The sequence below is a fragment of the Sporomusa sphaeroides DSM 2875 genome, from assembly GCF_001941975.2.
GTDB lineage: Bacteria > Bacillota > Negativicutes > Sporomusales > Sporomusaceae > Sporomusa > Sporomusa sphaeroides.
In genome coordinates, this window is the sequence record NZ_CP146991.1 from 4,827,988 (window position 1) to 4,848,415 (window position 20,428).

Consider the following 20,428-nt stretch of genomic DNA (forward strand, 5'->3'; position numbering starts at 1 on the left):
GATTTAAACGCGAAATTAAGTCTGGCCTAATTTCAATACCTACAGTATTGATGAATTTAGAAACGTAAATGATGTCGCAATACTCTTCTAATCTGCTAACCAATTTCCTGTCCTTCAACTTTACAATTAACCTTTTCATCTTTCACCACCCCAACAAGTTTATCTATATTTAAGGCGCCATTGCCTTGGTAATATCGAGGATACCCTGTGTCGTCTGCTGTACTATATATATATTGCACTGTATCATTAATATGCCTGTCAGACGTCCGAATTGCTCCAATCACTCCAGCAACTATTGGAGCAGCCAATGATGTTCCAGTAATCAGGCTGCCATTAGCAACGCAATATCCCGGTGCCACAATATCGGGCTTAGAGCCATTAACGCTATCTATACAAGAAAACTCAGCCACTCTCTTGAATTGGTCAATTGCTCCAACAGTAATGCTTTTTGTGGCAATACCAGGACATTGAATATTATATGTAACAGAATTTCTATTGCCTGCGGCAACTACGATTGCTATTCCAAAGTCACTAGCCACATTAATTAATTGACATAAATCACATTCGCTTTTACATCGAGGATCACGATATATAGATGAAGATATATTAACTACATTAACTTCATTTTCTATAGCCCATTCAATACCCTTCATCATATTAATTTCGTCAGGACGATCTTTCCCAATCTTAACTGAATATAACAATGACCCTTTTGCAAAGTTCTTAATGATTTTTGCGACAACTGTTCCGTGTCCTTTAGTATCAATTATACCTGTACCAGTTAAATCGATGTGATCAGCAATACTTTTATTTATATCGTTTGCTCCAGAATCTAAAAATGCTATTTTAGACCCCCATCCAATTAGATTGTTGTTCGTTAACAGTTTTTCAGATATCGTAGGTTGGAAGGTTATTGAAGATGTTGTTAAGTTTTCAAATACTCCTTCATAAGGTACCCTAATCTCTCGGATAAAATCATAATTATCGCCATCCCAAGGGGTATCCGTTTTTATTCCAATAACTGGCACATACTTCGATTCATATGTTATTAAAGCACCGATTTTATCAAGAGCCTTGCGGCAAGATTTTGTTAACCTGTCATGCAAGCTAACTATGTAATCCAATGTCAGGACCTCCATAATGGACAGCCTTTACATATTTATAAGGCGATCAATAGCATGTCCAGCCGTTTTTGACTTGTCAAAATGTTTTTGCCAAGTCAAATTCTACACTGGCACTGGAAATTCCTGCATGTTTTTAAATATAATTAACATTTTCTTGTCTATTTATACTTTATATCGTTAAAAATCTCAGAAAAATAATAATAAAGATAATTGCTGCTACTTATTTCCAAAACAAAAAAAGCCGCCCAGGTCTCCCCGGACGGCAATAAAATGTCCCACCCTGGTCCGCATAGCTTAGAGGCGTGGTGGGCTCTGTTGGTTATATTATATCATTTCCGCAAAGCAAAATACAGCGCGGCCCCGGCAAATAAATTCCGCTGCCAAGTGAGCCTATTCCGTTCCGACTTGACCTCTTGCTCGTATGCCTGCAAGGATTCGTTGGCCTTCTGCAATAAGCCCTGCGCTGTCAATAAGTTTTCCTTGGCTACTGTCGATTCGGCTTTCAGCACCAGCAATTGATTCTGCAACGCCGCCAAGTCCGCCTGATATTCTTCCAGCTTCAGCCGCGCTTGCGTCAAGTCCGTTTTCGATTGCTCCAAGTCGCTCAGCAGCCGCCCGTTGTTCTCGCTGAGCTGCTGAAATATCTGCTCCAACCTGGTCAACTCCTGATCTGTCATGCTGTACTGAGCCGAACAGGTACCAGGCAGCGAGGCCAGCAAGCAGGCAACCAGTACCGATAGCAATAGTCTTTTTATCACTGAGAATCATCTCCTTTATCTTGGTTAAACTAAACATGTATCCCACTCCTCTCCCAATAAGCGCCGCCTCCACGGCGCTATTTTTATTGACTAAGATAATCAGTTACGCCACGGGCTATGGCTCTTGCCATCCTATCCCGCCAGGTCGGATTTGCCAGCAGTGCGGCTTCTTCCGGATTGCTGATAAAAGCCATTTCGACAAGCACTGCCGGCGCATTAGTGTACCTAAGCACATAAAAATTTTCCTCTTTATCAACGTCACCGTCAGACCAGTCGGCACGAATTGGCAAGTCCGGAAATGTGACTGCCACCTGATTAGTAATGCAAGTTGCAAGCCGATCAGCGCCAGTGTTGCCTTTAGTTGTGTAGATTTCAAAACCTTTGGCCGCCGGATTAGTCGCAGAATTACAATGCAAACTGACAAATAAATCGGCTCCCCAGGCATTTGCAACATCACAGCGGAATTGCAGGCTATCGGTTTCCGGCTGTTCCCTCTCGGTTCTGGTCATTCGGACCAGGCACCCTGCCGCATCTAAATAGTGCGTTACTAATTTGGATACCGCTAAATTTACATCCGCTTCCTGCAAACCGGTTATGGGGTTGCATGCCCCTGGGTCAGTTCTCCCGCCGGCGTGGCCGGGGTCAATTACGCTTTTAGCCATTACAGTTTTACCCCCTTTTCCTCTCTAATCTGGATCAGTTTATTCCGCAAAAAAACGGGTATGTAGTGACCATATCCCAGCCGGTCTATGTTTTCCAACAGACTTGTTACCTCAACTATCGCAAAACCGAACAACGCCATGGAGCGCAGTGTATTTGTCCCCATAGCCACGTCTGCCCAATATGCTACAGCAACAGCGGCAAACATGGCTATCTTTTTTTGCATACCCTTATAGCCCTTACGCGAGCTAATTTCGTCCCGCCTGCTGGCCGCCGCCCATCCGGTTATATAGTCGGCTAGGGCAAAACCAAGCAATGCCCATACTTGATTATCAACGCCGCCGATAGCAAAGGAAAAGCAGGCTCCTAAAACAGAGCCCGCCGCTAGGATTTTTATCTCGCTGATCGTGTAAAAGGTTTTGAGCCAAATAAATACATCGTTAATCAAATTCCCCACCCCCAACAAAAATAGAGCCTTTCGGCTCTTACTCTGCAATCAGTCTCTCTGCCACCGCTTCCCTGTACTCTTCCGGCACATCTGTTTCAAGTGCCATTCGTCCAGCCTTGACTAAATAGGTGTAGGCCGTGATTTTCCAAGAAATCAACATATTACTTTCCCTCCAATACTTCAATTTTTGCAGACAATGCAAGGATTGCTTCCCACATGTCTGCCGTGTCCTGGTCTACAGGCGGAGTTACTGGTGCACCAGCTTCTGCCTGCATCTCTGTCCAAGCCGCTTCTATTTCCGCTAGTGTTGGCAGAGTCTGCTTTGTATCTTCCCAGGTATTTTTTAAATTCTCGTATGTGTCTGACATGCGCCAAGCAGCACCAGGACGTATTCTATCCAGAACTAATGCAATATCCATTTAATTCACCCCTTACCCTATTTTTAGTAATTCTAGCATAGCGTAGGTTTCAACCTCGCCGCTAGACATTGCGCTGCCAAAACCATACGTGGCGAATGTCGATTGACTATAATGCTGTAGTTCTAAAACCGTAGTAACAGCTACTGTAAACACGTCGCCCAATATTGAATTAGTCTGAACCCAGTCCCCTGTGTCTGGGGCGGCTGCTTGTTCCGTACTCCCTACAGATAAAGTCGTCGCCGCTGTAATGTTCCGTAATCGTATTTTATGCCCATCAACATTATTCCCAGGCGCTGAAGCTTTTACGGCGTATGTGCCTGCAGGGATAGTTAACTGGTTACCTGACAACGACACCCCGCTTATGTTCCCGTAAGTTTTTAACTGATTCAATTCCCGTGTTCTCCAGGCTCCAGATGTAAATGTACCGCCGCTTGTCCCACTTGCTTTTTGATCGCAGGCTTTAACATAACCAAGAGTTGTTTGCTTACCCGCTACCTCGTTAGCAAGCGCTGTTATATCAATTAAACCCTGATTTGTTTCCGCATCAAAGGCTTTAACACAATACAGCATTTTTATGGTTCTCGGTCGAACACTACTGAAATACCCAGTAAACGCGCTAGAAGCCTGCGTCGTCGGTACCTGATATTGTGTTAGGGTCTGCGCTATTTTTCCGTCGTTATTAGGTAACTCACCAATTGCGAGCCGCGTAGGGTTAGAGAGATTTCCTACCCAATCCGGTACTTGTGTAGGTTCTTGCCATGTACCTGCTTCTGCCGCCAAGCCGCCGCGTCCGTAGTCTAGTAATCGTGGAAGTCTAAAAGTGGTACTTCCATCCCCGCTACTATACGCGCCTACAGACGACTGCACCGCCGCCTGTGCCTGCCATTCAGCCTCGGTAATTAGCGGCGCGTTTTCCTGTACCCATGCCCATAATTGCGGGTATGTGGCGCGGCTGATCATTGCGCCGGTGTCCAGGGCAAGCCAGCCTGGTGGCGGAGTGTTGGACAGACAGGCTTTGATACTGCCAATGGATTCGCCGCTGCCACTCTTAATGTCCCTTACCCGCCACCTGACTGTGCCGTCTGTTACTTCCTCTCCCACGGCAGGCCATACAGGCTCTGTCGCTGCTGTTGTACCGTCTTGGATGCACTCTAGGTAGGCGTAACTGGGGAGGGTAGGCGAATATTTTACATCACCGACAACATAGCTTGTGCTGTTCTTTCGTAGATGCAATAAGTCGGCGTGTGCTGATGTGCTGGTATTATGCTTGGTAATTGCAGGCTCGTGGGCGTCAGGGTCGTTATCGTGGACGTTTACGGCATTCTGCATGACCGCCACCGTTACCAGCCCGTCCATAGCAATGCTAGCTGTTATATTCGCGGTATTCGAAAACGCCAGGTTTATTACAAGTTCCTCCGACACCGCCACCGGCCCGCCTTCTGGTGGCAAAAAATCCGGACTGCCATCTGCCGTATAGGCGTACAATATTTCTCCCACATCCGGGTCCTGTGCAAAAACACCCAACTCCCGAACATAAAACCCATCTTCGATTCCTGCGTTGGTCGCTATCCCATGGATTTTGCAGGTACCATTTGCCAGAGGTGTCAGTGCCGATATATCAATAATTTTTATCGGATGTACTAAATCGCTGAGCGCTGCAACTGTCTGGCCAGTACCCAATACACCGTCACCAATTTTTAATTTTGTGATATTCATGACAGTGCCGGCTTCCACCTTGGCCTGTAGCGCCAGGCCTTTGGCTGTCAATACTGTTCCGCTCCAATTAGGCATGCTGTATTTCAACTCCTTTGAACTGATATGTTACCCCGCCGGCATACGCCCTGCCAGCGATACTCGCTCCCCGGAACGTAGCTGGCATAATCTCAACCCTGCGGCAGCTGCCAACAGCACCACCAGCATAAACCGTGCCCGACGTTTCTCTGTACAGCGCCACGCCTTCAAGCCAGCTCCGCGTATTCTTCACAGTATCAATGGCTTTTTTCAGCCTGGCATATATGGCAGCATCCGGCATCTGTCCGTCAATTTTTATAACCCTAAAAAAATACGGCTCTCCGCCGTATTCAAACCATTCCTGGACAATGCCCTCATTCAGGATGGCTTTAACTACTTGCTCTACTGCCCAGGGCGTCCCTTTTCGGCGATGTTGCGCGATCGACGTTTTTACTAACGTCCGTTTCTGCGCTAAGCTAATTCCTGGTTCGTAAAAATCCACATGCCATTGCCAGGCAAGCAGGTCAATCACGTCCTCGGCCAGTTCGTCAATGCGAGATATTAGCAGCACCGTTGGAATGGCTGCCGTAACCGCCTGTAATTCACCCTCCAGGGCCGCGGCTGCCGCCTGCACTTCGGGATCATCCTTAATGCTCGGAGGTACCAGGTCAATTAACCTAATCGCGGACATATCAACCATCGGTAAGCCCTCCATAGGTCACAGTGATATTATCAGCTATGGCGACCTGATATTTTTCCAGAGCCGTAAAAACTGGTGATGTTACTTCCACTCGCCCAGCGCCTGCTGCTCTTGCCCGCCAAATCAATTCAGACGGGTTTTCATCCCGGCCCAGCCTGGATTTCTGCCACGCCACGTAATCTGCAACAGCCTGATTTACCGTCACTTGGATATCGGTACTGATTGTTGTGTCATCCTTGTTAATATAGTAGACCATGTTAATATCAAACCCCACTACTTCTGGAGCCAGCGCTTCCACCTGATCCGTAAGCGGCCGAACTGCCTTATTGGTTACCGCAGAATAAACCAAATCCAATATTTCTGCTCCTGGTACTTCTCCACCAGCTAGCAGTGGCCGTAATTCAACTTTTCCTGGTTCTGGACTGCGCACCGACACGTCAACAATGGTTTGCGATGCCGACATAGCCCAGAAACGGTATGCTCCATCCGGTCCGGCAGTGCTAAAGGATTCCGGCGCCAGGCGGATCCGTTCGCGGTAGGCGTCGTCAGTTTCTTCATCGGCGCCGCCTTCGCTCTCCGTGGTATTCGCGATAGACTGCACCCATGGAAGCGGGTCGACCAATTGGTTAACCTGTCCAGGGACATAACCATTGCCGGCGTCTCCCGCAGTCAGGCAGGCAGCCGCCGTATCGCCATATAAAGCACCGATCGGGATAGTAACCGGACTTGAAACCTGAAATACTATGCCGTTCGCCGTCGTACCTCTGATGCCAGCCGGGATAGTCACTGCTTGTGGCTGAGCAGCTGACAAATTAAACCGGATAGTTGTTTCCGCCGGCGATGCCGCTAGGCGGGTAACGCCGACCAGGACGCCGAGATGGTCCAAGTTGTCGCCCACGGCATAGGCCAGTAGATTTTGTTTAGCAGAGTAATCTATTAACACCCGCTGTTGAATTATAATAGCGGCAACAGATTGCAAAAATAGCCGGACCGGATCACCCTGGGCGAGTGTCCGGCCGGCTATGGCTTCATACATGGTTATCACTGAAGCTTCTATGTGCGCGGCGTCAGTGTCAGTAAAACTGATAGATGGTAGATTTGCCAGCACTCTTATCCCTCCCTTAGCTTCTGCACCACTTGTAGCACTGTACCGGCTGCCTTTGAACCATAGATAGATTTCGCCGCAGTCGGTTTGTCAGCCGACGTACTTCCCAACGTATCCAGCACACTAATTGCCGTGCCCATCGGGTCGCTTTTAGCGCTTACAGACAAATTAGCCACATCTAACCCCATACGGATATAACTGGCTGTCGCTGCCGCTGAGGCATTGCCGGTCTGCAAATCTGTAGTCGCCGCCAGAATGGATTCCATTCCGGTAATGGCCAGCGACGGATCACGCACACAACTAACTGCAATGGTTGCCATTTCAGCAATTTGACTAACAGACAGTCCCGTTTTCCTTGCCGGCTCTTGAACAGCAGCGGCAACCTTTTCGGCTTTCTCCTTCTGCACAGCCGCTGTGTCCGTTGTTTCCTTCACAGCGTTTGGATCTGGTTCGAGATAGTATTCTTTCAGGTTAACGTCTACAGCAATATATAGAACAAATCCCTGGTTATCGACATATTTCCAGGCTTCGCTAATACTCTCAATAACGAAATTACTCAGCGTTTCATTGCCAATAACGAGCGGATGATATTCCCCTTTTTGCACGATTTCTCGCAGTTGCTTAACTTCATTCAACGGATTCAAGCCGTGGAAGGCCGAAAAAATAACCTGGAAAGAAATTTCATCCAGGCCGGGAGAGATAAATTCTAATTTTGCTTTTTGCCCAATAATGGCATGTTCCTCAAATTTCGCTGCAGTCTTACGGCTAAACTCATCAAATGTCCGGGTTTTCTCGACAGACACTTCAAACGTGACCGGCCCAAATGTTCCTATTGCCAATCAGATCACTCCTTTAACCGTAGGCGAACCGTCGGCTGTAGCCTGCCGTTGATGGGCTCACCGTTGAAGCTAACCCGTGTAACTTCTACTCGGGGCTCAAACTTCTGAACGGCTTGCACGATCTCCGCCGCCAGCTTCGCCCGTGATACCGGCATAGGCAAGTCCAGCAGTTTGGCATTGACGCCAAAAGACCGGTCTAATGGAACGGAATACACCGGCGTTGCCAGGATGGTCCGGACGTTCTGAAATATTTCTTCGGCAGTAGTTGCCGGCGCAAAGTTAACGGCTATACTGGCAGCCGCCGTAATTTCGATTTCCATCCTTTATCCTCCTTATGCCGGCTGCCCGGTAGTGCCGCCGCCGGGCTCTACACCGCCGTGGACATGCGTTTTTAATGATACGCCATCAGCAATTACGTCTCCGGTCACATTCACGTTGCCGGCCGCTACGATGTTAACCGGCCCCTGCGCGCTTATCATGAGCGTGTGAGTTCCAATGTCATATTCCAGGACGGTGCCGTCCTTAAAACTGATATGGCGTTTCTCCATATCATCTACCGGCGGCTCATCTACATCCGAATAAAAAGACCCAAGGACAAATCCTTGGGCATTGCCACTCGGTAAAAACAGACAGACAACCTGTTCGCCGATATCTGGCATCCACCAGTCTTTATTTTCCTGACTCTGTTGTACAAGTACAGACAGGTCATAGGATACCATGTTCTGTCGATCACCAAACACCACTTTGACAGTTGCTTTGCCCCGTGACGATACCCGCCCAACTCGAACCAGATTTTTCAATACAGGATCCATCAGTATCCCTCCAGTACCCGGCGCAAGTCAATTTTTACGGTGTAACCGGCGCCGGCGTGGGTTGCTTCTTCAATAAAATATTTGCCATCGAATTTGCCGTAACCTTCAACCATCACTGTCCGGGCCGCCAACAGCCGAATATCGCCTAGAAGCGAAAACGACATTTTAGTTTCGCCTTTATTTTGCTTACGAAGTTTTTTCCGAGCCAGCTTTTCGGCCTTGGCAATACTCTTTACTCGTTGGTTTATCACCAGAGTTTTACCGGTAGCTGGCTTATTGGGCGCCCGGTAGGTATGGGATATGCTTTTCTTACCTTTAGGGTCGTGATATTCTACTCGACAGGCTGAATACACGTCCCGGGTAGTGGTCGAAAAACTATGATCCAGGATATGCGACTGTCCGCGCTTGATGGTCAGTACCGGCTCCATGGCTTCATATTTTTCTTCATCAAAAATGACAATCTGCTGGTCAGACACCTTTAAAGACAAACCGGCATCTTCGCAGCGCTGCTGTAAAAATGCCAGGTCAGACTGTTCGGTTTGCTCTACTCGATCCTCTTCCGGATCGTCGTCCGTGTCGTAAAACAGGGTTAGTCCAGCTTTGGTGGCAATGTCCCGAGCAATGGTTGACAGTTTTACCTTTTCCCAGCTCCGCGTTTTTTCCTCACCGCGCAGGCTGGCCGATTCCGGCACGGATAACGCCTTTATGGTCACAGTAGCGGGTGAGGCTTTGCCGTCAATGGCATCAATTTCAAATACGCCCAGCGGCAATTCTTCCGTTTTCTCCTGCTCTGTCCAGTGCTCGGTAACCACGCTGGCGGTCAACGTGGCGCCCTTATCCGGCAGCCAGTCACCCATCCAAAGCCCTGCACGGTCCTCCAGGCTTATCTGTAAGTCATCAGCCTTGCCGCTGGCATGGTCAGTGTAAGACCAACTAAGTAAATAAACAGCCAAGTCTGCCGATATGTCTTTGTTGTTGTAAAGTAGTTTTAGTTTCGCCCTGCGTGCCTGCATAAGCTCACCTCTTCCATGGCGGCAATACCGTAGATGTGGCAGTAGCAACATCGGGAACTTGCAGGGCCACGTCGGCCGAGAAAAACACCGTCTCTCGGTGCTGCGGATTAGCTTCAATTAGCACCGACATTTTACGCTCGTCCCCGTACATCTTATAAGCAATAATGTCCCATGTATCGCCCAAAGCGGTTACATATTTACGCATAGCCTAGTCTCCTTTGTTGTGCCGCCCAGGCATCCATTTTGGTTTTAAAATCCTCAGCTTCATTTCGAATAACTTGGCGCACCTTTGAAGCCACATTAGGATCGCCGCCATCTACGGTTACATTCGGAGAATAGACGAAGGTCGGACCGGAACCATTACTCGCCGGACTATCAACAAAATCCTGAAACAGTGATCCACCACCAAGCCCCATCATCTGTCCTGCTGTCGCCCAGAGGGACAGCGCCCGTGAGCTACCATCAAGCGGAATAACCGCTTCCGGACCTTTCTCTGCAAACAATCCAATGTGTGGGCTTGTGGCAATCGTACCATTAGCATAAGCTGGTATTTGCATGGATACATCGGCGGCCGCGACACTGCCACCACCGGTAAACAGGTTTTTTACCCAGGCTGCTTTTTCTCCGAGCCAGTCAAAGGCCCGGCCAAACCGGTTATAAATCCCGTCGACAAACGCCTGCAGTGCTGCTGCCGGATCATCCCAGAACCTTGTCCACCATCCTTTTACAGTGTCCCAGTTCTTAATAAGATAATATCCGGCTGCCACTAATCCGCCAATGCCAACGATTAACATACCAATAGGATTTGCCGTCATAGCCAAGTTCCATGCCCACTGCGCACCAGTCCATACCCTAGTTACTCCTGCCGCTGAACCCGCAATACTAAGAAAAGTTGCCATGCGCCCTACATATAGCAAGCCGGCGCCGGCTCCTCTTGCAACATTCCAAGCCCACTGTGCTACTGTCCATGCTTTCTGCGCTGCACCTATTTTGGTCATCCATCCGTACATGCTTACGAATGGAGAGATTACCGCCCAACCAGCCCAGGTCATGGCGCTCAAAGCGACCGTGCCGCCCAGGACCGCTGCTGTCAGCTTAACTACCCAACTGCTTAGAGTCGGATATTCTTGGCTCATTTTAACTAGCCATTCCGTTCCATTGCTTACTGCACCAGCTAATTTATTTATTTCTGGCAATAGTACTGAGCCGAAAGTAATAGCTGTGCGGACAGCTGAAGCTTTAAGACCTCTTAGTTGGCTTTCCGTGTTTTGCAGTTGAATAGCAAATTCTTTGGACATACTGCCTTTGGCTTCATCGGAATTGCCCATCTTGATAACTCGCAAAAATTCTTCATAGTTACCAGAAATTTTGGAGAGATTATCAACATGCTCAGCTCCAAACAACTCAGCCAAAACATTGTTTCGGGTCGCCGCATCAAGACCGCCAATGCGTTCAAACAGATTCATAATAGTGCCTTCGGCGTCTTTGAGTGCGCCAGATTGCAATTCCTCTGCTGTCAACCCAACTTCAGCAAGTGCACCCTTGAATTTTTTCGATTGCGTAGGTGCTGCCGCAACTTTTGTAAATAATGCATTAAGCGCAGTACCAGCAGTCTCACCTGTTTCACCCATTTGCAGCATAGCAGTAGCCATTCCGGCTAGCGTGGTCCGAGACATTGTAGGTATCAGGGATGTCGCTGTGCCAGCTGTTCGCTTCAATACCTGTATAATATCGGCACCAGCCGCATTCGACCGGTCATCCAGATAATTGACAGTATCGGCCAATGCTTCCAGCTGGGCAATACCTTCTGTAGTTTGCAAGCTAATACCCATGGCGCTGCCTATTTTGGCAAAATCCTCAGTAACCTGTTCCGCTGGTGCCTCAAAAGCCGTCCCCATCATAATGCCCATCCGCGCGAACTTATCAATATTTTGCATCCCTTGCACGCCAGACTTAGCAGACATGGCAAACGCCTTAGCCATGTCATCCGGCATAATCATCATGTCTTTACTGGCCTGCATAACCTGGCTTTGCGCCTGGTAGTAAACATCAGTAAGTTGCCCTGCGTCATCCCGGGCACCGTCAACCTGCTTGGCTACGCCGGACATGGCGGATTCGAAATTTATAGCTGAATACACTGGACCGCCAACTGCCACAGCAGTTTCAACAGCCCCAGCCATATTCGCTCGGGCATCACTACGGGACTGACTTACTTTGTTCTGCAAAGCAAAAGCCTTGGCATAACTCTTTTGTGCTTGCTCCGCTTTTGCCGTTTGTGCCGTCAGTTTTCTATAGGCGTTACTGTATTCTCCCGCTGTCAGCACGTTCTTTTTTTGCTGGGCATCAAGCTCTCTCATCTGGCCTTTTAACGATGACACCCGGGTATTAAGCTGTGTCATGCGGTCAGAGGCAGAAGAAAAGCTGCGGTTGAAGTTAGAGCCCATACGAGCCATAATATTAAATGCAATTTCATGCATGCGACCAGCCATTACTTCTGCCTCCTTTGCGCATCATTAATGGTTTCAATCCAGGCTTCAAGTTCTGGGAAAGGCATGCTTAGCCAATATGTAACCGAAGTCCGCGCTTCTCTGGACAATCGCAGTGCCACTGCTCTGATTGTCTTGGCCGGTTTAGCGCCCAATCCTATTCGAGCAAAAAACTTTGCACTTCTCCAGTAACACTGCTAAATTCTTTGGCCGGTAGCGCTTGTATCAAGTCGACTGAAACACCAGCCGCTTTAGCTGCAATGATGGCCTGGTAAGCCTTCGCTGACTCTAGCATTATGGCGCGTACTCCCATAGCCCGCGCTTCGGCTTCAGCGTCAATTACATCCTTGCCGGTTAATTTGTCCAAATCTAACTTGATTTCGGTATATTTATTGCCTTCAAATACAAACGGCTTTCTAAACGGAATCGTGATATTTCCCGTGGTAGTGTCTTGGTTTTCACTAGCAGTACCTTCCTGGTTTTTCATTTCATATTCCTCCTTGCTATTTACCTGTATTTCACATATACTGGAAGTGAGGTGAAAGACATGGACATTCTACATATGCTCTTGCGCATAATAGTCTTAGCAATATCCATACCTTTCGGCCTGCTGGCCGCTTTGATACCTGGCTACGCCGCCGGACAGATCGTAGCGATGATCGGCCTACCGGCTGAAATTGGTTACTATCTGGTGGGCGGACTGGTGCTGGTAGTGTTTTGTGCCTACTTCCAGGACCGGATCACGCCACCGAAAAACGCATAAACGAAATTATTCAGGCCGTACCCGGTTAAGGTACGGCCTTTTATTATCCACCAAGCGCCAGGCGAACGGCGGCGAGATAATCCACCCCATCAATCTTGCAGATAAAATTCAGCTTGTCGATTTCGATGTATTCTTTGCCGTCATACCAAACCTTATAATAGGTTACTTCCAGCGTATTAGAACTGTCTGTTGGGGAACCGACTTCTAGCTTGCCGGGCTCCGTGCTTTTCGGTATGCCGTTGACCGTCACTCGCAGCGGCACTGCCCGGTAGGTGCCGTTGGCTGCGTCATGCACCTGAATTGCACCCCGCAAATCGAGCTGGTGAACTTTCGGAGCTGCAAGAGAAAGTGATTTCGGTGTCGGTGTGCGCCATGACAATGAAAGTTCCATGCTGCTATAATGACCGATAACCGGGCTGTCGTATTCGCCAGCAATGCCGGCGCCTTTGACAGTTTCCGTCATTGCTTCTAATTTCGGCAATTCTGCATCAACGAGGCCGACAAAGTTTGTTCCATTTTCATATGCCCGGAAATTGATTAGTTTTTCAGGGATTCGATTCATACATAAGCCTCCTTTCTTAGTTAATCAAACAGTGTGCTGAAATAGGACACATCATATTCGATTACTTCCTCGATATCCTCGGCCGGAGGAGGTGGTGCAACATAATAGTGCAAGCGAAAAACCCCGTTCAGCAAGTCTGTTACGGGGTTTTCTGATTCTAAAAACTCAACCCGCCCGCCAAGAATTTTCTCCGTGGCCGCAAGGCCGTTAAACCAGATATTGGCGCTATCCACGAGCGTATCCACCAATCGGCGATTGGTCGGATCATCAACTTTTTGCCAATGGGTCAGTACTAAGGTGTTTGCAATCCAGTTAAACATGCGCCGTACCGGAATAAAGGCGTCTTTAATGTCAGTGTTACTCGGGTATGCGCCGGTACGGTTCCCCCAAAGTTTCCAGCCACCAATAAAGTTTAGTGCGGTAACAATTCCCTGGCCGTTTAGGTAGTTAGCCTGAATCAAGTCAAGATACACTTTTTTACCGTCTGCTGTCAGCGCCATGTTAGCTTGCAGGGATTTATTAGACGGCGACTTATATGGAATATCGTCATTGGCCGCATCCGTCTGGCAACAAATCCCGGCCAGTTGCGTACTGAGATGAAACTGTTTGCCGCTTAAAGCAACTTTCGGCCAACAGACTATGAGCTGTGGGTCAATATAATTGTTATTGGTTTTCCAAGCTGGCACCTGAGTATATTGCGTAGCCGCATCTTCACCGGTTGTGGGTATATCGGCAATCGCCGTCGCCTGAAATACGCCGTTAATGCTGCCAGACTTGGCATGCAGTACTGCAGCTACCAGCGGATCCGTAGACCAGCCGGGGGCTAAAACTTGTCCAGGGACAAGTTGAAACATCGGATACACCCGGGCAACCAGTTCTAAACCCTCTGGCTCACCAGTGGTGATGTCGATACCGCCAACAATGTCGTCACTATCGACCATATCCGGCTTCAGTTTGGTGTAACTCAAAACTAAAGACGTTTTCTCGGCCGTAATTTCGCCACCCTCGACGGGGGTAATAACAACATTGAGCTCGTCATTGTAACCAGCAACATAGTCTGTGCCTTTTACTAACGGTTGTCCGGCTTCGACCAGTTTAACTACCAGTGTACCCAAAAGGACTGGCTCGCCAGAGATAATGGCCGTACCGTCAGCAATGTTTACGGATTTATTGGTTACAGCTTCTTTATGCACCGCCGGGTCAAGTACGTTAATCAATACCACCGGAGCCACATTAAATAGGGAAAAATGACTGTAAATAAACTCGCAGAGAGTGTATTTATCCCAGTCATTTGAATACCCGAAAGCCTTGACTGCCTCGGCGTAGGAATAACAAAGTACCGGATTATTCGCCCCTGCTGGTTCACTGGCAAGGTGAAGCGGCGCTGTACCGAATACAACTGGTAGCCCCGCTGATGTTTTCACCGGTGGAATAATAGATGTTGGTACTTCTGAAGGAAATACGCCATGTTTATACGTCACGTTTCAAGCCTCCTTCCTGGATGAATTTCTGGATTTCCTTATACCGCAGGTTTTCCAGTGAACCTGATGATTGAATAGCTGTGGTGACGGCTTGCAGCTTGGCCGGTGGCACAAATAGCGATTTTATCCCTGGACACTTTTCAACCACATCTTTCAGATGCTCCGGAATCCCGCCTTTATAGATGGTATGCCGCTGCAGCAGTCCGCCAGGCAGGCTGGGGCCGCAATAAATAAAGCGCTCCGTTTTCACGGGCGCTTGTTCTTTCTTATTAGCCATAATATGCATCTTCCTCCATTTCCGTTAGAATCGGCCGACCGATGGCCCATGTAGTAGTCATCCAGGCAATCCAATACGGCCAAGGCTGTTCGTCCGGTTGCTCCCACTTAATGGGTAATTGCAAATCGAAATGTCTAGCCAGCGGCCGGCGCGTGATGATAGCCTGCCGGATCCGTTCCAATACATTCAGTGGGTCCCGCCAGCCCTGGCCATGTTTTGAGTAGGTCGTTGCAATCAGTCGAACAGTGGCCGTACCGACATCCTGGGTATCTTCTCCTGAGCGGAAGCGGACCAGAACAAATGGTACTGCTCTTGCAAATTCATCGTCCGGCGGTTTCCCTGGTCGCGGTTCGTCATCATCCAAAAAACCAGCAACTACGGACGGCGGACGCGGCGGTCCAGTTTTGGCCTCCAGGACTAATTCGGCAGTGGCGTCGGTAATTAACTTACATAATTCGTCGACTAAGATAAGCGGTGTACTCATTTGCCATACCTCGCTAACATACGGTTAATTTCGTGATTTAGTCGGTCGCTTAGCCGCCGGTTTGCGCCGGCTTCGACATATTGGCTAACTGATTTACTTTCTAGCATCTGGGCAACGGATGGGCCGTGTCGCTGGACAATAGGGAAGCGGCCAGCGCTAGTACGATTAAATACACCGACATGGCCGCTGGACATTTTTGCCACAAATGATTTTGCAATGGTACCACCGCCTGATCGTTTTACCTGAGCATATACACCATCAGCCGGCCGGCGCTTAGTTACTTTGCCCGGGCGAATTTTATAGTACGACAGCGCCCGCGGCCGTCCCCGGGAGGTTACTGCCGCGCTTAGATTGGATGTACTAGCCTTGCTAATACTGATAGTTTCGCGCACACGACCGGCAGTGATGGTATAGTCTTCTTTTGCCTTGGTCACCGCATCAGTCCGCGCCCCTTCGGCTGCCCGGTTTATAGCATTGGCAAGCACTTTCGGTATAGCTCCTGGGATATGCCCCAGCATCAGCTTTGCCATGTTAATCTGCTCAGCCGTAATATCAATCATGAGCGATTCGCCCCCAGATCAATTTCCAGCATCCCCGCACTGGCAGCACAATTAAGCACCTTGTACCATTCCCCGTCTACCGTCATTTTCTGATCACGTTCCGGTCGGTATCCCAAATCCGACTCACTGACAAACAGGGTTAATTCCCGCTGGTAGATTCCATCATAGCTATCGCTTTGCCGGTTACTGCGCTGTTTGGAGATATCATCATCCACAACACAGAGGATTTGCTGGCCGTCAATCTCGTGCATCTCGGCGAATTCATCAGGATTAAGAAAAACGGCCACCAAATCGGCGGCCATCATATCTTTGAGACTCATATTATCCTACCAATTTGACAGTAGCAGTTGTCGCGGCCTGCAGTTTAGCAGACAAACACCAGCCACCTATTGGTATATTATCAGTGGCAGTTTTAGTCAATTTACTTGCTGTTCCATCCCAATAAAGAACGTCACCTGCACCAAAAGCCACTGTTGTAACAGCCGGTACATCTGCAAAGACACCTTTAACTGCTACGCCACCAACACTCCCTGGTGCAATATCGGCCACTGCAAAGCCAATTCTTGTAGTAAGTGACACAACCTGACCGGCAGTAATGGTTTCCGTTCCGGCATTATAGTAATCAATAATATCACCGTTTTGTTGATATACACCTTGTCTTGCCATTCTTATTCCTCCATTTTATAATGTTTTAACTCTAACATTTATTTACCAGGGTTTTTGTATAGACCACGGAAGTCCAACGCTTTTACGCCGAACTCGGAACGAACCTTATAGGTAATTCCGTCTACTTCAAAGCCAGGCTGCGTTTCAATGTATGGAGTATCTTCCCCGTTCAAGAATGCAACCTCTATCGTATCAATGAAACCAGGAGCCGTTGCAAAATAATAGGCGTCCGGATCTACGGCATCCAACTGTGCATCGGCTACTACCTCTAACAGGTTTTGAAATACATTAGTTGCTGCATTGTTAGCCCCTACATCCACGGCAGATTTTACAAGCTGCATCGCATCAAACTGTAAGGCTACAGGGCCAATCCAAAACGCCGGCGTAATGTTAAGCGGAACGGCATCCTTCTTCTGCAGCCCTTTTTGTTTTGCCATGGCTGTGAACCCTGCCTTAAAAGTTTCCTTGCTTGGCGCTGCTTTGACTGTGGCTTCAATATTGGCATGAGGAGTGCTGAATAATGCATTGCCGTCTGCCATTTTGGGGTTGCCGGTTAAAATGGAATAAACCGAATAATTGATGGTTAGCCGAGCAGCGGCACCAAACTTAGTCGGGATATCCGTCAACGCTTGCAGATCATCGTTAATGATGTCTTCACGGGTTAAGCTGAATAGTTCGCCGTATTTTTCCAACTGGATATACTCGCCGGTATCAGACATAGCCACATATTTATACTCATTTCCTTTGGTGACTTTACGCAGTAACGGTGCCTCGCTCACCTGCACCCTGAGTGCTGGCTTATAATCATTCAGATTCCCTCGCTTGGTCCAACGTTGGTAAGTTGTTGGTGCAGTTTGATATGCCGTCATAAGAGATTTATTTGCAACGTTGGCCAGGACACTGGGGAAGTCCGATGTGGAAATAACGGCTCTGACCAGTTCCCTGCGATCATACCCACGAAATGCTTTGCCATGCGTACGTTGATATATTTCACGCGCCAGGTCAATCATCGTCATTCCCCGCAGGCTTTCAAACCCGGCCGCCGGTTTCTCAACTTTTAGACCAGCTCTGAAAGACATTGCATCGGAAGCAGCTGCGCGAAATTTATCCACATCCTCCTGGCCGAATTCAATTGCAGGGGTTTCAATTGGTGTTCGTTGTTTAGCTAATCGCTGGACAATTTCTTTATTAACATCAGCAACGGTAACACCAGAACGTATGAATTCCGTAGTGTCTAATTCTAATTGGGGAAAATTCCTGCAAAGTTCAGTAATTTCCAGTGCTCTCTGCGTTTCCTGTGCTCTAATTTCTTCAGGGGTTTGATTAGTTGTTTTACTTTGAGTATTGGTTTCAGGCATAGGTTGTTCACTCCTTTGTTCTTCTTGATTATTTTGAATTTGCGGTTGTGTCAATACTGGTTCAAACTTTACCGTTACTGCTTCTGGTTTAAGCAATGACCGAACACTTTCATCGTTCTTTAAAACATCTGCTATAATCCCAGCAATATCTGTTTCCTCTTGTTCCAACGACCTGCCAATTCCTACATTGGGATCAGCTGCCGTTGGTTCTAGACTAACTTCAAATGGTTCCCAGTCAATTACAATTTCACAGGGGCCAGCAAAACCACGAACTACTTTTCCTGGTTCAACAACTGTATAAGCATTAGTAACATAGCCCATAGAAACCCCACGCAAGGATTCGCTATCGACCTTCCCTTTGATTTCTTGCGCTTTAGTATCACTATCAAATCGCACTTTGATGCGACATGTTCTTGCCTGTTCATCTTGCCAGGCATCAACAATTGGGCCTAGAGGTACTAATCCGTGATTTGGATCTCGTCCATGGGCAAATAAAAAAGAGCCAACTGTTTTTAGTCGCTCTAATTTTGGTTCGCCTGGGTCATGACCTAGAATTTCAGTCCCCCACCAACGCGGGACTGGAGTTTCACTGGAAAAACTAAATTCATACACACCATCTTCGCCATCAACAGCTCTCATATCAGCGAGCTCTAAATAGCGATATTGTTTAGTCCCCTGCTCCTGTTGCCGGCGTTTTTTTGTTTCCTCCGCCTTCATCGGCAATATCATCACTCCCTAATCCTTTATCTTGTATGTACTTTTTCTCCCTGGCTCTTTGATCAACAACCTCCTTCCAATCCTTGCCCTGTTCAGCGCATTTTTCTTCCAAAGTAGCAAAGTTTGCATCAACCTCCTCGCCGCTGGCCTTTACATCTTTCAGCGGATCAATCCATGTCCAACCTGGCGGAATCCATACATGCTCCAAATACCGTTCTTTTTCCTGCCAAAAATCCTTAATGTTGACCTCGCCAGTTAAAACGGCGCTCATAATGAATTCATTGAAAATTTCAATACAGGCATGCTCAATAAGATAATCCTGTATTGGTTCGAATGTTTTTCGATCTTCCAACAATCCTTGTCGAGCCGAAGAGTAGGTTACCTTAGACACATCCCTACTAACCATTTCATAACTGAGGCCTTGACCAGCACCAACCAAGCGCTGCTGTTGCTCTACAAAATCCTTTGTGTTTGTTGGGATATTCCCGGGATTAGCAACCTCAATGTCTTCGCCTGGCTGCAAGTATTCAATCATACCTGGTTCAATAGTATCTACCCGTTTAGGGCTTTTTTGTCCATCGACCGGCATTTTTTGGATTCTTGCGTATGGGTTCGAATTACCAGGTGCAGCTTTAATAAACATAGAAAAACAAGCGGCAATTCTTGCTTTCACTCGCTCAGCTTCGAGGTATTCTCCGGAATCACGAATTGAATCCATGGAACTTGCTAATTCAGAAATACCACGAACCTGAGTCGGTCTGGTTTTACTAAAGAGATGAATTACTCGGTCAGCAGACACCCGAATTGAATTAACTGCAAAATAGCCGTCTGGCAGGGTTTCATAAAGCCAATATGCTACCGGTTTATTCACCTTGTTGACTTCCACACCAGATTTTACAAGATTTCCGTTTTCTCCATACTGGCGAGATGTATCTAGCTGATCCGGCTCTATTAACTGAATTTTAAAAGGTATTTTGGCTGTAGCATCAAAGGTCTTAATAATAAAAATTTCACCGTCTACAATACGCCGGCGAATAAGCATTCTCATTATTTCGTTGAAGGATGACTGACCGGTAACATCGCAGTTTTCATGACGGCACCACTTTTTCCAGGCTTTTTCAATAGCTTTGTTAATTTTTTCGTCATCTTCGCCGTTTTTCTTTTTTACCCGCGCCTGGAAATTAAAACCCCGTCCAACGACATTACGTTCAAATGACAAAATAACACTTTTTGCGATGTCATTATTGCGTTCTAAATCCCTTGCCCGCCGTAGTAAACGCTCACGATATGGCCGATCAATCTGTTCTGCTGTCCCGCCGGCTGCGGCCCATCCTGATCCTAGTCTGTCCATACGAGCGGCGTCATAATTTCGAAGTGTTTCACCGGCTTGCCGGTAGGCTTCCCTTTCATAGGCCCAGCGTGGCGAAATCATGGAAATGACTTTATCAATGAAATTCATAAACTA

Annotated in this window: 26 protein-coding genes; 1 reads left to right on the plus strand and 25 read right to left on the minus strand. The window is 47.8% G+C overall.

Translation table 11 applies throughout. The annotated features are described in order from the left end of the window. Positions 1–95: 95 nt before the first annotated feature. The 16 genes from SPSPH_RS22340 to SPSPH_RS22415 all read right to left on the minus strand — a co-directional run bounded on the left by SPSPH_RS22340 (position 96) and on the right by SPSPH_RS22415 (position 12,582). On the minus strand, positions 96–1,124 hold the full coding sequence (locus SPSPH_RS22340) for a S8 family peptidase (protein ID WP_075756377.1): 1,029 nt from the start codon (positions 1,122–1,124) through the stop codon (positions 96–98). A gap of 329 nt (positions 1,125–1,453) precedes the next feature. Continuing rightward, positions 1,454–1,882: a hypothetical protein gene (locus SPSPH_RS22345; RefSeq protein ID WP_233139042.1), complete on the minus strand. Its 429-nt coding sequence runs from the start codon at positions 1,880–1,882 to the stop codon at positions 1,454–1,456. Positions 1,883–1,965: 83 nt separating this feature from the next. Further along, complete coding sequence (locus SPSPH_RS22350; protein ID WP_075756378.1) at positions 1,966–2,544, minus strand: N-acetylmuramoyl-L-alanine amidase family protein; 579 nt, start codon at positions 2,542–2,544, stop codon at positions 1,966–1,968. Beyond that, the gene (locus SPSPH_RS22355; protein WP_158027088.1) at positions 2,544–2,990 is read right to left on the minus strand and encodes a phage holin family protein; all 447 of its coding nucleotides are present in this window, start codon (positions 2,988–2,990) and stop codon (positions 2,544–2,546) included. Before SPSPH_RS22355 ends, SPSPH_RS22350 begins: the two co-directional genes overlap by 1 nt. 37 nt (positions 2,991–3,027) lie before the next feature. Continuing rightward, positions 3,028–3,150: a CD1375 family protein gene (locus SPSPH_RS22360; RefSeq protein ID WP_269147941.1), complete on the minus strand. Its 123-nt coding sequence runs from the start codon at positions 3,148–3,150 to the stop codon at positions 3,028–3,030. A 1-nt stretch (position 3,151) separates the two neighbouring features. After that, positions 3,152–3,409: a hypothetical protein gene (locus tag SPSPH_RS22365; protein ID WP_075756379.1), complete on the minus strand. Its 258-nt coding sequence runs from the start codon at positions 3,407–3,409 to the stop codon at positions 3,152–3,154. Between the two features lie 12 nt (positions 3,410–3,421). Then, on the minus strand, positions 3,422–5,200 hold the full coding sequence (locus SPSPH_RS22370; protein ID WP_075756380.1) for a phage tail protein: 1,779 nt from the start codon (positions 5,198–5,200) through the stop codon (positions 3,422–3,424). Continuing rightward, positions 5,193–5,840 carry a phage tail protein I gene (locus SPSPH_RS22375; RefSeq protein WP_075756381.1) on the minus strand — a complete coding sequence of 216 codons (648 nt, stop codon included), beginning with the start codon at positions 5,838–5,840 and terminating at the stop codon, positions 5,193–5,195. The genes SPSPH_RS22370 and SPSPH_RS22375 overlap by 8 nt, the downstream gene beginning before the upstream one ends. Next, positions 5,833–6,948 (minus strand): baseplate assembly protein, encoded by a 1,116-nt coding sequence (locus SPSPH_RS22380; RefSeq protein ID WP_233139045.1) that lies wholly within the window; start codon positions 6,946–6,948, stop codon positions 5,833–5,835. The genes SPSPH_RS22375 and SPSPH_RS22380 overlap by 8 nt, the downstream gene beginning before the upstream one ends. Before the next feature lie 2 nt (positions 6,949–6,950). Beyond that, positions 6,951–7,784, minus strand: a complete 834-nt coding sequence (locus SPSPH_RS22385) for a phage tail protein (protein WP_075756382.1) — start codon at positions 7,782–7,784, stop codon at positions 6,951–6,953. A 5-nt stretch (positions 7,785–7,789) separates the two neighbouring features. Continuing rightward, entirely contained in the window at positions 7,790–8,104 is a 315-nt protein-coding gene (locus SPSPH_RS22390) for a GPW/gp25 family protein (protein WP_075756383.1), read from the minus strand. Between the two features lie 12 nt (positions 8,105–8,116). Further along, entirely contained in the window at positions 8,117–8,596 is a 480-nt protein-coding gene (locus tag SPSPH_RS22395) for a phage baseplate assembly protein V (protein ID WP_075756384.1), read from the minus strand. Next, positions 8,596–9,609, minus strand: coding sequence for a phage late control D family protein (locus tag SPSPH_RS22400; protein ID WP_075756385.1), 1,014 nt, complete (start codon positions 9,607–9,609; stop codon positions 8,596–8,598). The genes SPSPH_RS22395 and SPSPH_RS22400 overlap by 1 nt, the downstream gene beginning before the upstream one ends. A gap of 4 nt (positions 9,610–9,613) precedes the next feature. Then, the gene (locus SPSPH_RS22405; protein ID WP_075756386.1) at positions 9,614–9,814 is read right to left on the minus strand and encodes a tail protein X; all 201 of its coding nucleotides are present in this window, start codon (positions 9,812–9,814) and stop codon (positions 9,614–9,616) included. Next, entirely contained in the window at positions 9,807–12,098 is a 2,292-nt protein-coding gene (locus tag SPSPH_RS22410) for a phage tail tape measure protein (protein ID WP_075756387.1), read from the minus strand. The genes SPSPH_RS22405 and SPSPH_RS22410 overlap by 8 nt, the downstream gene beginning before the upstream one ends. A gap of 154 nt (positions 12,099–12,252) precedes the next feature. Further along, positions 12,253–12,582: a phage tail assembly protein gene (locus SPSPH_RS22415; protein WP_083945582.1), complete on the minus strand. Its 330-nt coding sequence runs from the start codon at positions 12,580–12,582 to the stop codon at positions 12,253–12,255. A gap of 60 nt (positions 12,583–12,642) precedes the next feature. Here SPSPH_RS22415 and SPSPH_RS22420 point away from each other — a divergent pair, with 60 nt between their 5' ends. Beyond that, on the plus strand, positions 12,643–12,858 hold the full coding sequence (locus SPSPH_RS22420; RefSeq protein WP_075756388.1) for a hypothetical protein: 216 nt from the start codon (positions 12,643–12,645) through the stop codon (positions 12,856–12,858). 43 nt (positions 12,859–12,901) lie between these two features. Here the strand turns inward: SPSPH_RS22420 and SPSPH_RS22425 are convergent, their stop codons facing one another. The 9 genes from SPSPH_RS22425 to SPSPH_RS22465 are packed head-to-tail and all read right to left on the minus strand — an operon-like array spanning position 12,902 to position 20,422. Next, a complete protein-coding gene (locus SPSPH_RS22425) occupies positions 12,902–13,420 on the minus strand; it encodes a phage major tail tube protein (RefSeq protein WP_075756389.1) in 519 nt (172 codons plus the stop codon). Between the two features lie 20 nt (positions 13,421–13,440). Further along, positions 13,441–14,901: a phage tail sheath family protein gene (locus SPSPH_RS22430; protein ID WP_075756390.1), complete on the minus strand. Its 1,461-nt coding sequence runs from the start codon at positions 14,899–14,901 to the stop codon at positions 13,441–13,443. After that, positions 14,891–15,178 (minus strand): hypothetical protein, encoded by a 288-nt coding sequence (locus SPSPH_RS22435; protein WP_075756391.1) that lies wholly within the window; start codon positions 15,176–15,178, stop codon positions 14,891–14,893. Before SPSPH_RS22435 ends, SPSPH_RS22430 begins: the two co-directional genes overlap by 11 nt. Further along, positions 15,171–15,662, minus strand: coding sequence for a hypothetical protein (locus SPSPH_RS22440; protein ID WP_075756392.1), 492 nt, complete (start codon positions 15,660–15,662; stop codon positions 15,171–15,173). The genes SPSPH_RS22435 and SPSPH_RS22440 overlap by 8 nt, the downstream gene beginning before the upstream one ends. Next, positions 15,659–16,222: a phage tail protein gene (locus SPSPH_RS22445; protein WP_075756393.1), complete on the minus strand. Its 564-nt coding sequence runs from the start codon at positions 16,220–16,222 to the stop codon at positions 15,659–15,661. Before SPSPH_RS22445 ends, SPSPH_RS22440 begins: the two co-directional genes overlap by 4 nt. Next, positions 16,219–16,542: a hypothetical protein gene (locus SPSPH_RS22450; RefSeq protein WP_075756394.1), complete on the minus strand. Its 324-nt coding sequence runs from the start codon at positions 16,540–16,542 to the stop codon at positions 16,219–16,221. The genes SPSPH_RS22445 and SPSPH_RS22450 overlap by 4 nt, the downstream gene beginning before the upstream one ends. Position 16,543: 1 nt before the next feature. Beyond that, positions 16,544–16,888 carry a DUF2190 family protein gene (locus tag SPSPH_RS22455; protein ID WP_075756395.1) on the minus strand — a complete coding sequence of 115 codons (345 nt, stop codon included), beginning with the start codon at positions 16,886–16,888 and terminating at the stop codon, positions 16,544–16,546. A 38-nt stretch (positions 16,889–16,926) separates the two neighbouring features. Further along, positions 16,927–18,963 (minus strand): prohead protease/major capsid protein fusion protein, encoded by a 2,037-nt coding sequence (locus SPSPH_RS22460; protein ID WP_075756396.1) that lies wholly within the window; start codon positions 18,961–18,963, stop codon positions 16,927–16,929. After that, the gene (locus SPSPH_RS22465; RefSeq protein WP_075756397.1) at positions 18,914–20,422 is read right to left on the minus strand and encodes a phage portal protein; all 1,509 of its coding nucleotides are present in this window, start codon (positions 20,420–20,422) and stop codon (positions 18,914–18,916) included. Before SPSPH_RS22465 ends, SPSPH_RS22460 begins: the two co-directional genes overlap by 50 nt. Positions 20,423–20,428: the final 6 nt, after the last annotated feature.

Bases quoted from the DNA above. Each gene is read 5' to 3' on its own strand.
- SPSPH_RS22370 (WP_075756380.1), bottom strand. From the start codon at position 5,200: ATGCCTAATTGGAGCGGAACAGTATTGACAGCCAAAGGCCTGGCGCTA.
- SPSPH_RS22375 (WP_075756381.1), bottom strand. From the start codon at position 5,840: ATGGTTGATATGTCCGCGATTAGGTTAATTGACCTGGTACCTCCGAGC.
- SPSPH_RS22445 (WP_075756393.1), bottom strand. From the start codon at position 16,222: ATGATTGATATTACGGCTGAGCAGATTAACATGGCAAAGCTGATGCTG.
- SPSPH_RS22400 (WP_075756385.1), bottom strand. From the start codon at position 9,609: ATGCAGGCACGCAGGGCGAAACTAAAACTACTTTACAACAACAAAGAC.
- SPSPH_RS22440 (WP_075756392.1), bottom strand. From the start codon at position 15,662: ATGAGTACACCGCTTATCTTAGTCGACGAATTATGTAAGTTAATTACC.
- SPSPH_RS22455 (WP_075756395.1), bottom strand. From the start codon at position 16,888: ATGGCAAGACAAGGTGTATATCAACAAAACGGTGATATTATTGATTAC.
- SPSPH_RS22390 (WP_075756383.1), bottom strand. From the start codon at position 8,104: ATGGAAATCGAAATTACGGCGGCTGCCAGTATAGCCGTTAACTTTGCG.
- SPSPH_RS22365 (WP_075756379.1), bottom strand. From the start codon at position 3,409: ATGGATATTGCATTAGTTCTGGATAGAATACGTCCTGGTGCTGCTTGG.
- SPSPH_RS22435 (WP_075756391.1), bottom strand. From the start codon at position 15,178: ATGGCTAATAAGAAAGAACAAGCGCCCGTGAAAACGGAGCGCTTTATT.
- SPSPH_RS22410 (WP_075756387.1), bottom strand. From the start codon at position 12,098: ATGGCTGGTCGCATGCATGAAATTGCATTTAATATTATGGCTCGTATG.
- SPSPH_RS22360 (WP_269147941.1), bottom strand. From the start codon at position 3,150: ATGTTGATTTCTTGGAAAATCACGGCCTACACCTATTTAGTCAAGGCT.
- SPSPH_RS22395 (WP_075756384.1), bottom strand. From the start codon at position 8,596: ATGGATCCTGTATTGAAAAATCTGGTTCGAGTTGGGCGGGTATCGTCA.
- SPSPH_RS22420 (WP_075756388.1), top strand. From the start codon at position 12,643: ATGGACATTCTACATATGCTCTTGCGCATAATAGTCTTAGCAATATCC.
- SPSPH_RS22425 (WP_075756389.1), bottom strand. From the start codon at position 13,420: ATGAATCGAATCCCTGAAAAACTAATCAATTTCCGGGCATATGAAAAT.
- SPSPH_RS22465 (WP_075756397.1), bottom strand. From the start codon at position 20,422: ATGAATTTCATTGATAAAGTCATTTCCATGATTTCGCCACGCTGGGCC.
- SPSPH_RS22450 (WP_075756394.1), bottom strand. From the start codon at position 16,542: ATGAGTCTCAAAGATATGATGGCCGCCGATTTGGTGGCCGTTTTTCTT.
- SPSPH_RS22460 (WP_075756396.1), bottom strand. From the start codon at position 18,963: ATGAAGGCGGAGGAAACAAAAAAACGCCGGCAACAGGAGCAGGGGACT.
- SPSPH_RS22405 (WP_075756386.1), bottom strand. From the start codon at position 9,814: ATGCGTAAATATGTAACCGCTTTGGGCGATACATGGGACATTATTGCT.
- SPSPH_RS22415 (WP_083945582.1), bottom strand. From the start codon at position 12,582: ATGAAAAACCAGGAAGGTACTGCTAGTGAAAACCAAGACACTACCACG.
- SPSPH_RS22350 (WP_075756378.1), bottom strand. From the start codon at position 2,544: ATGGCTAAAAGCGTAATTGACCCCGGCCACGCCGGCGGGAGAACTGAC.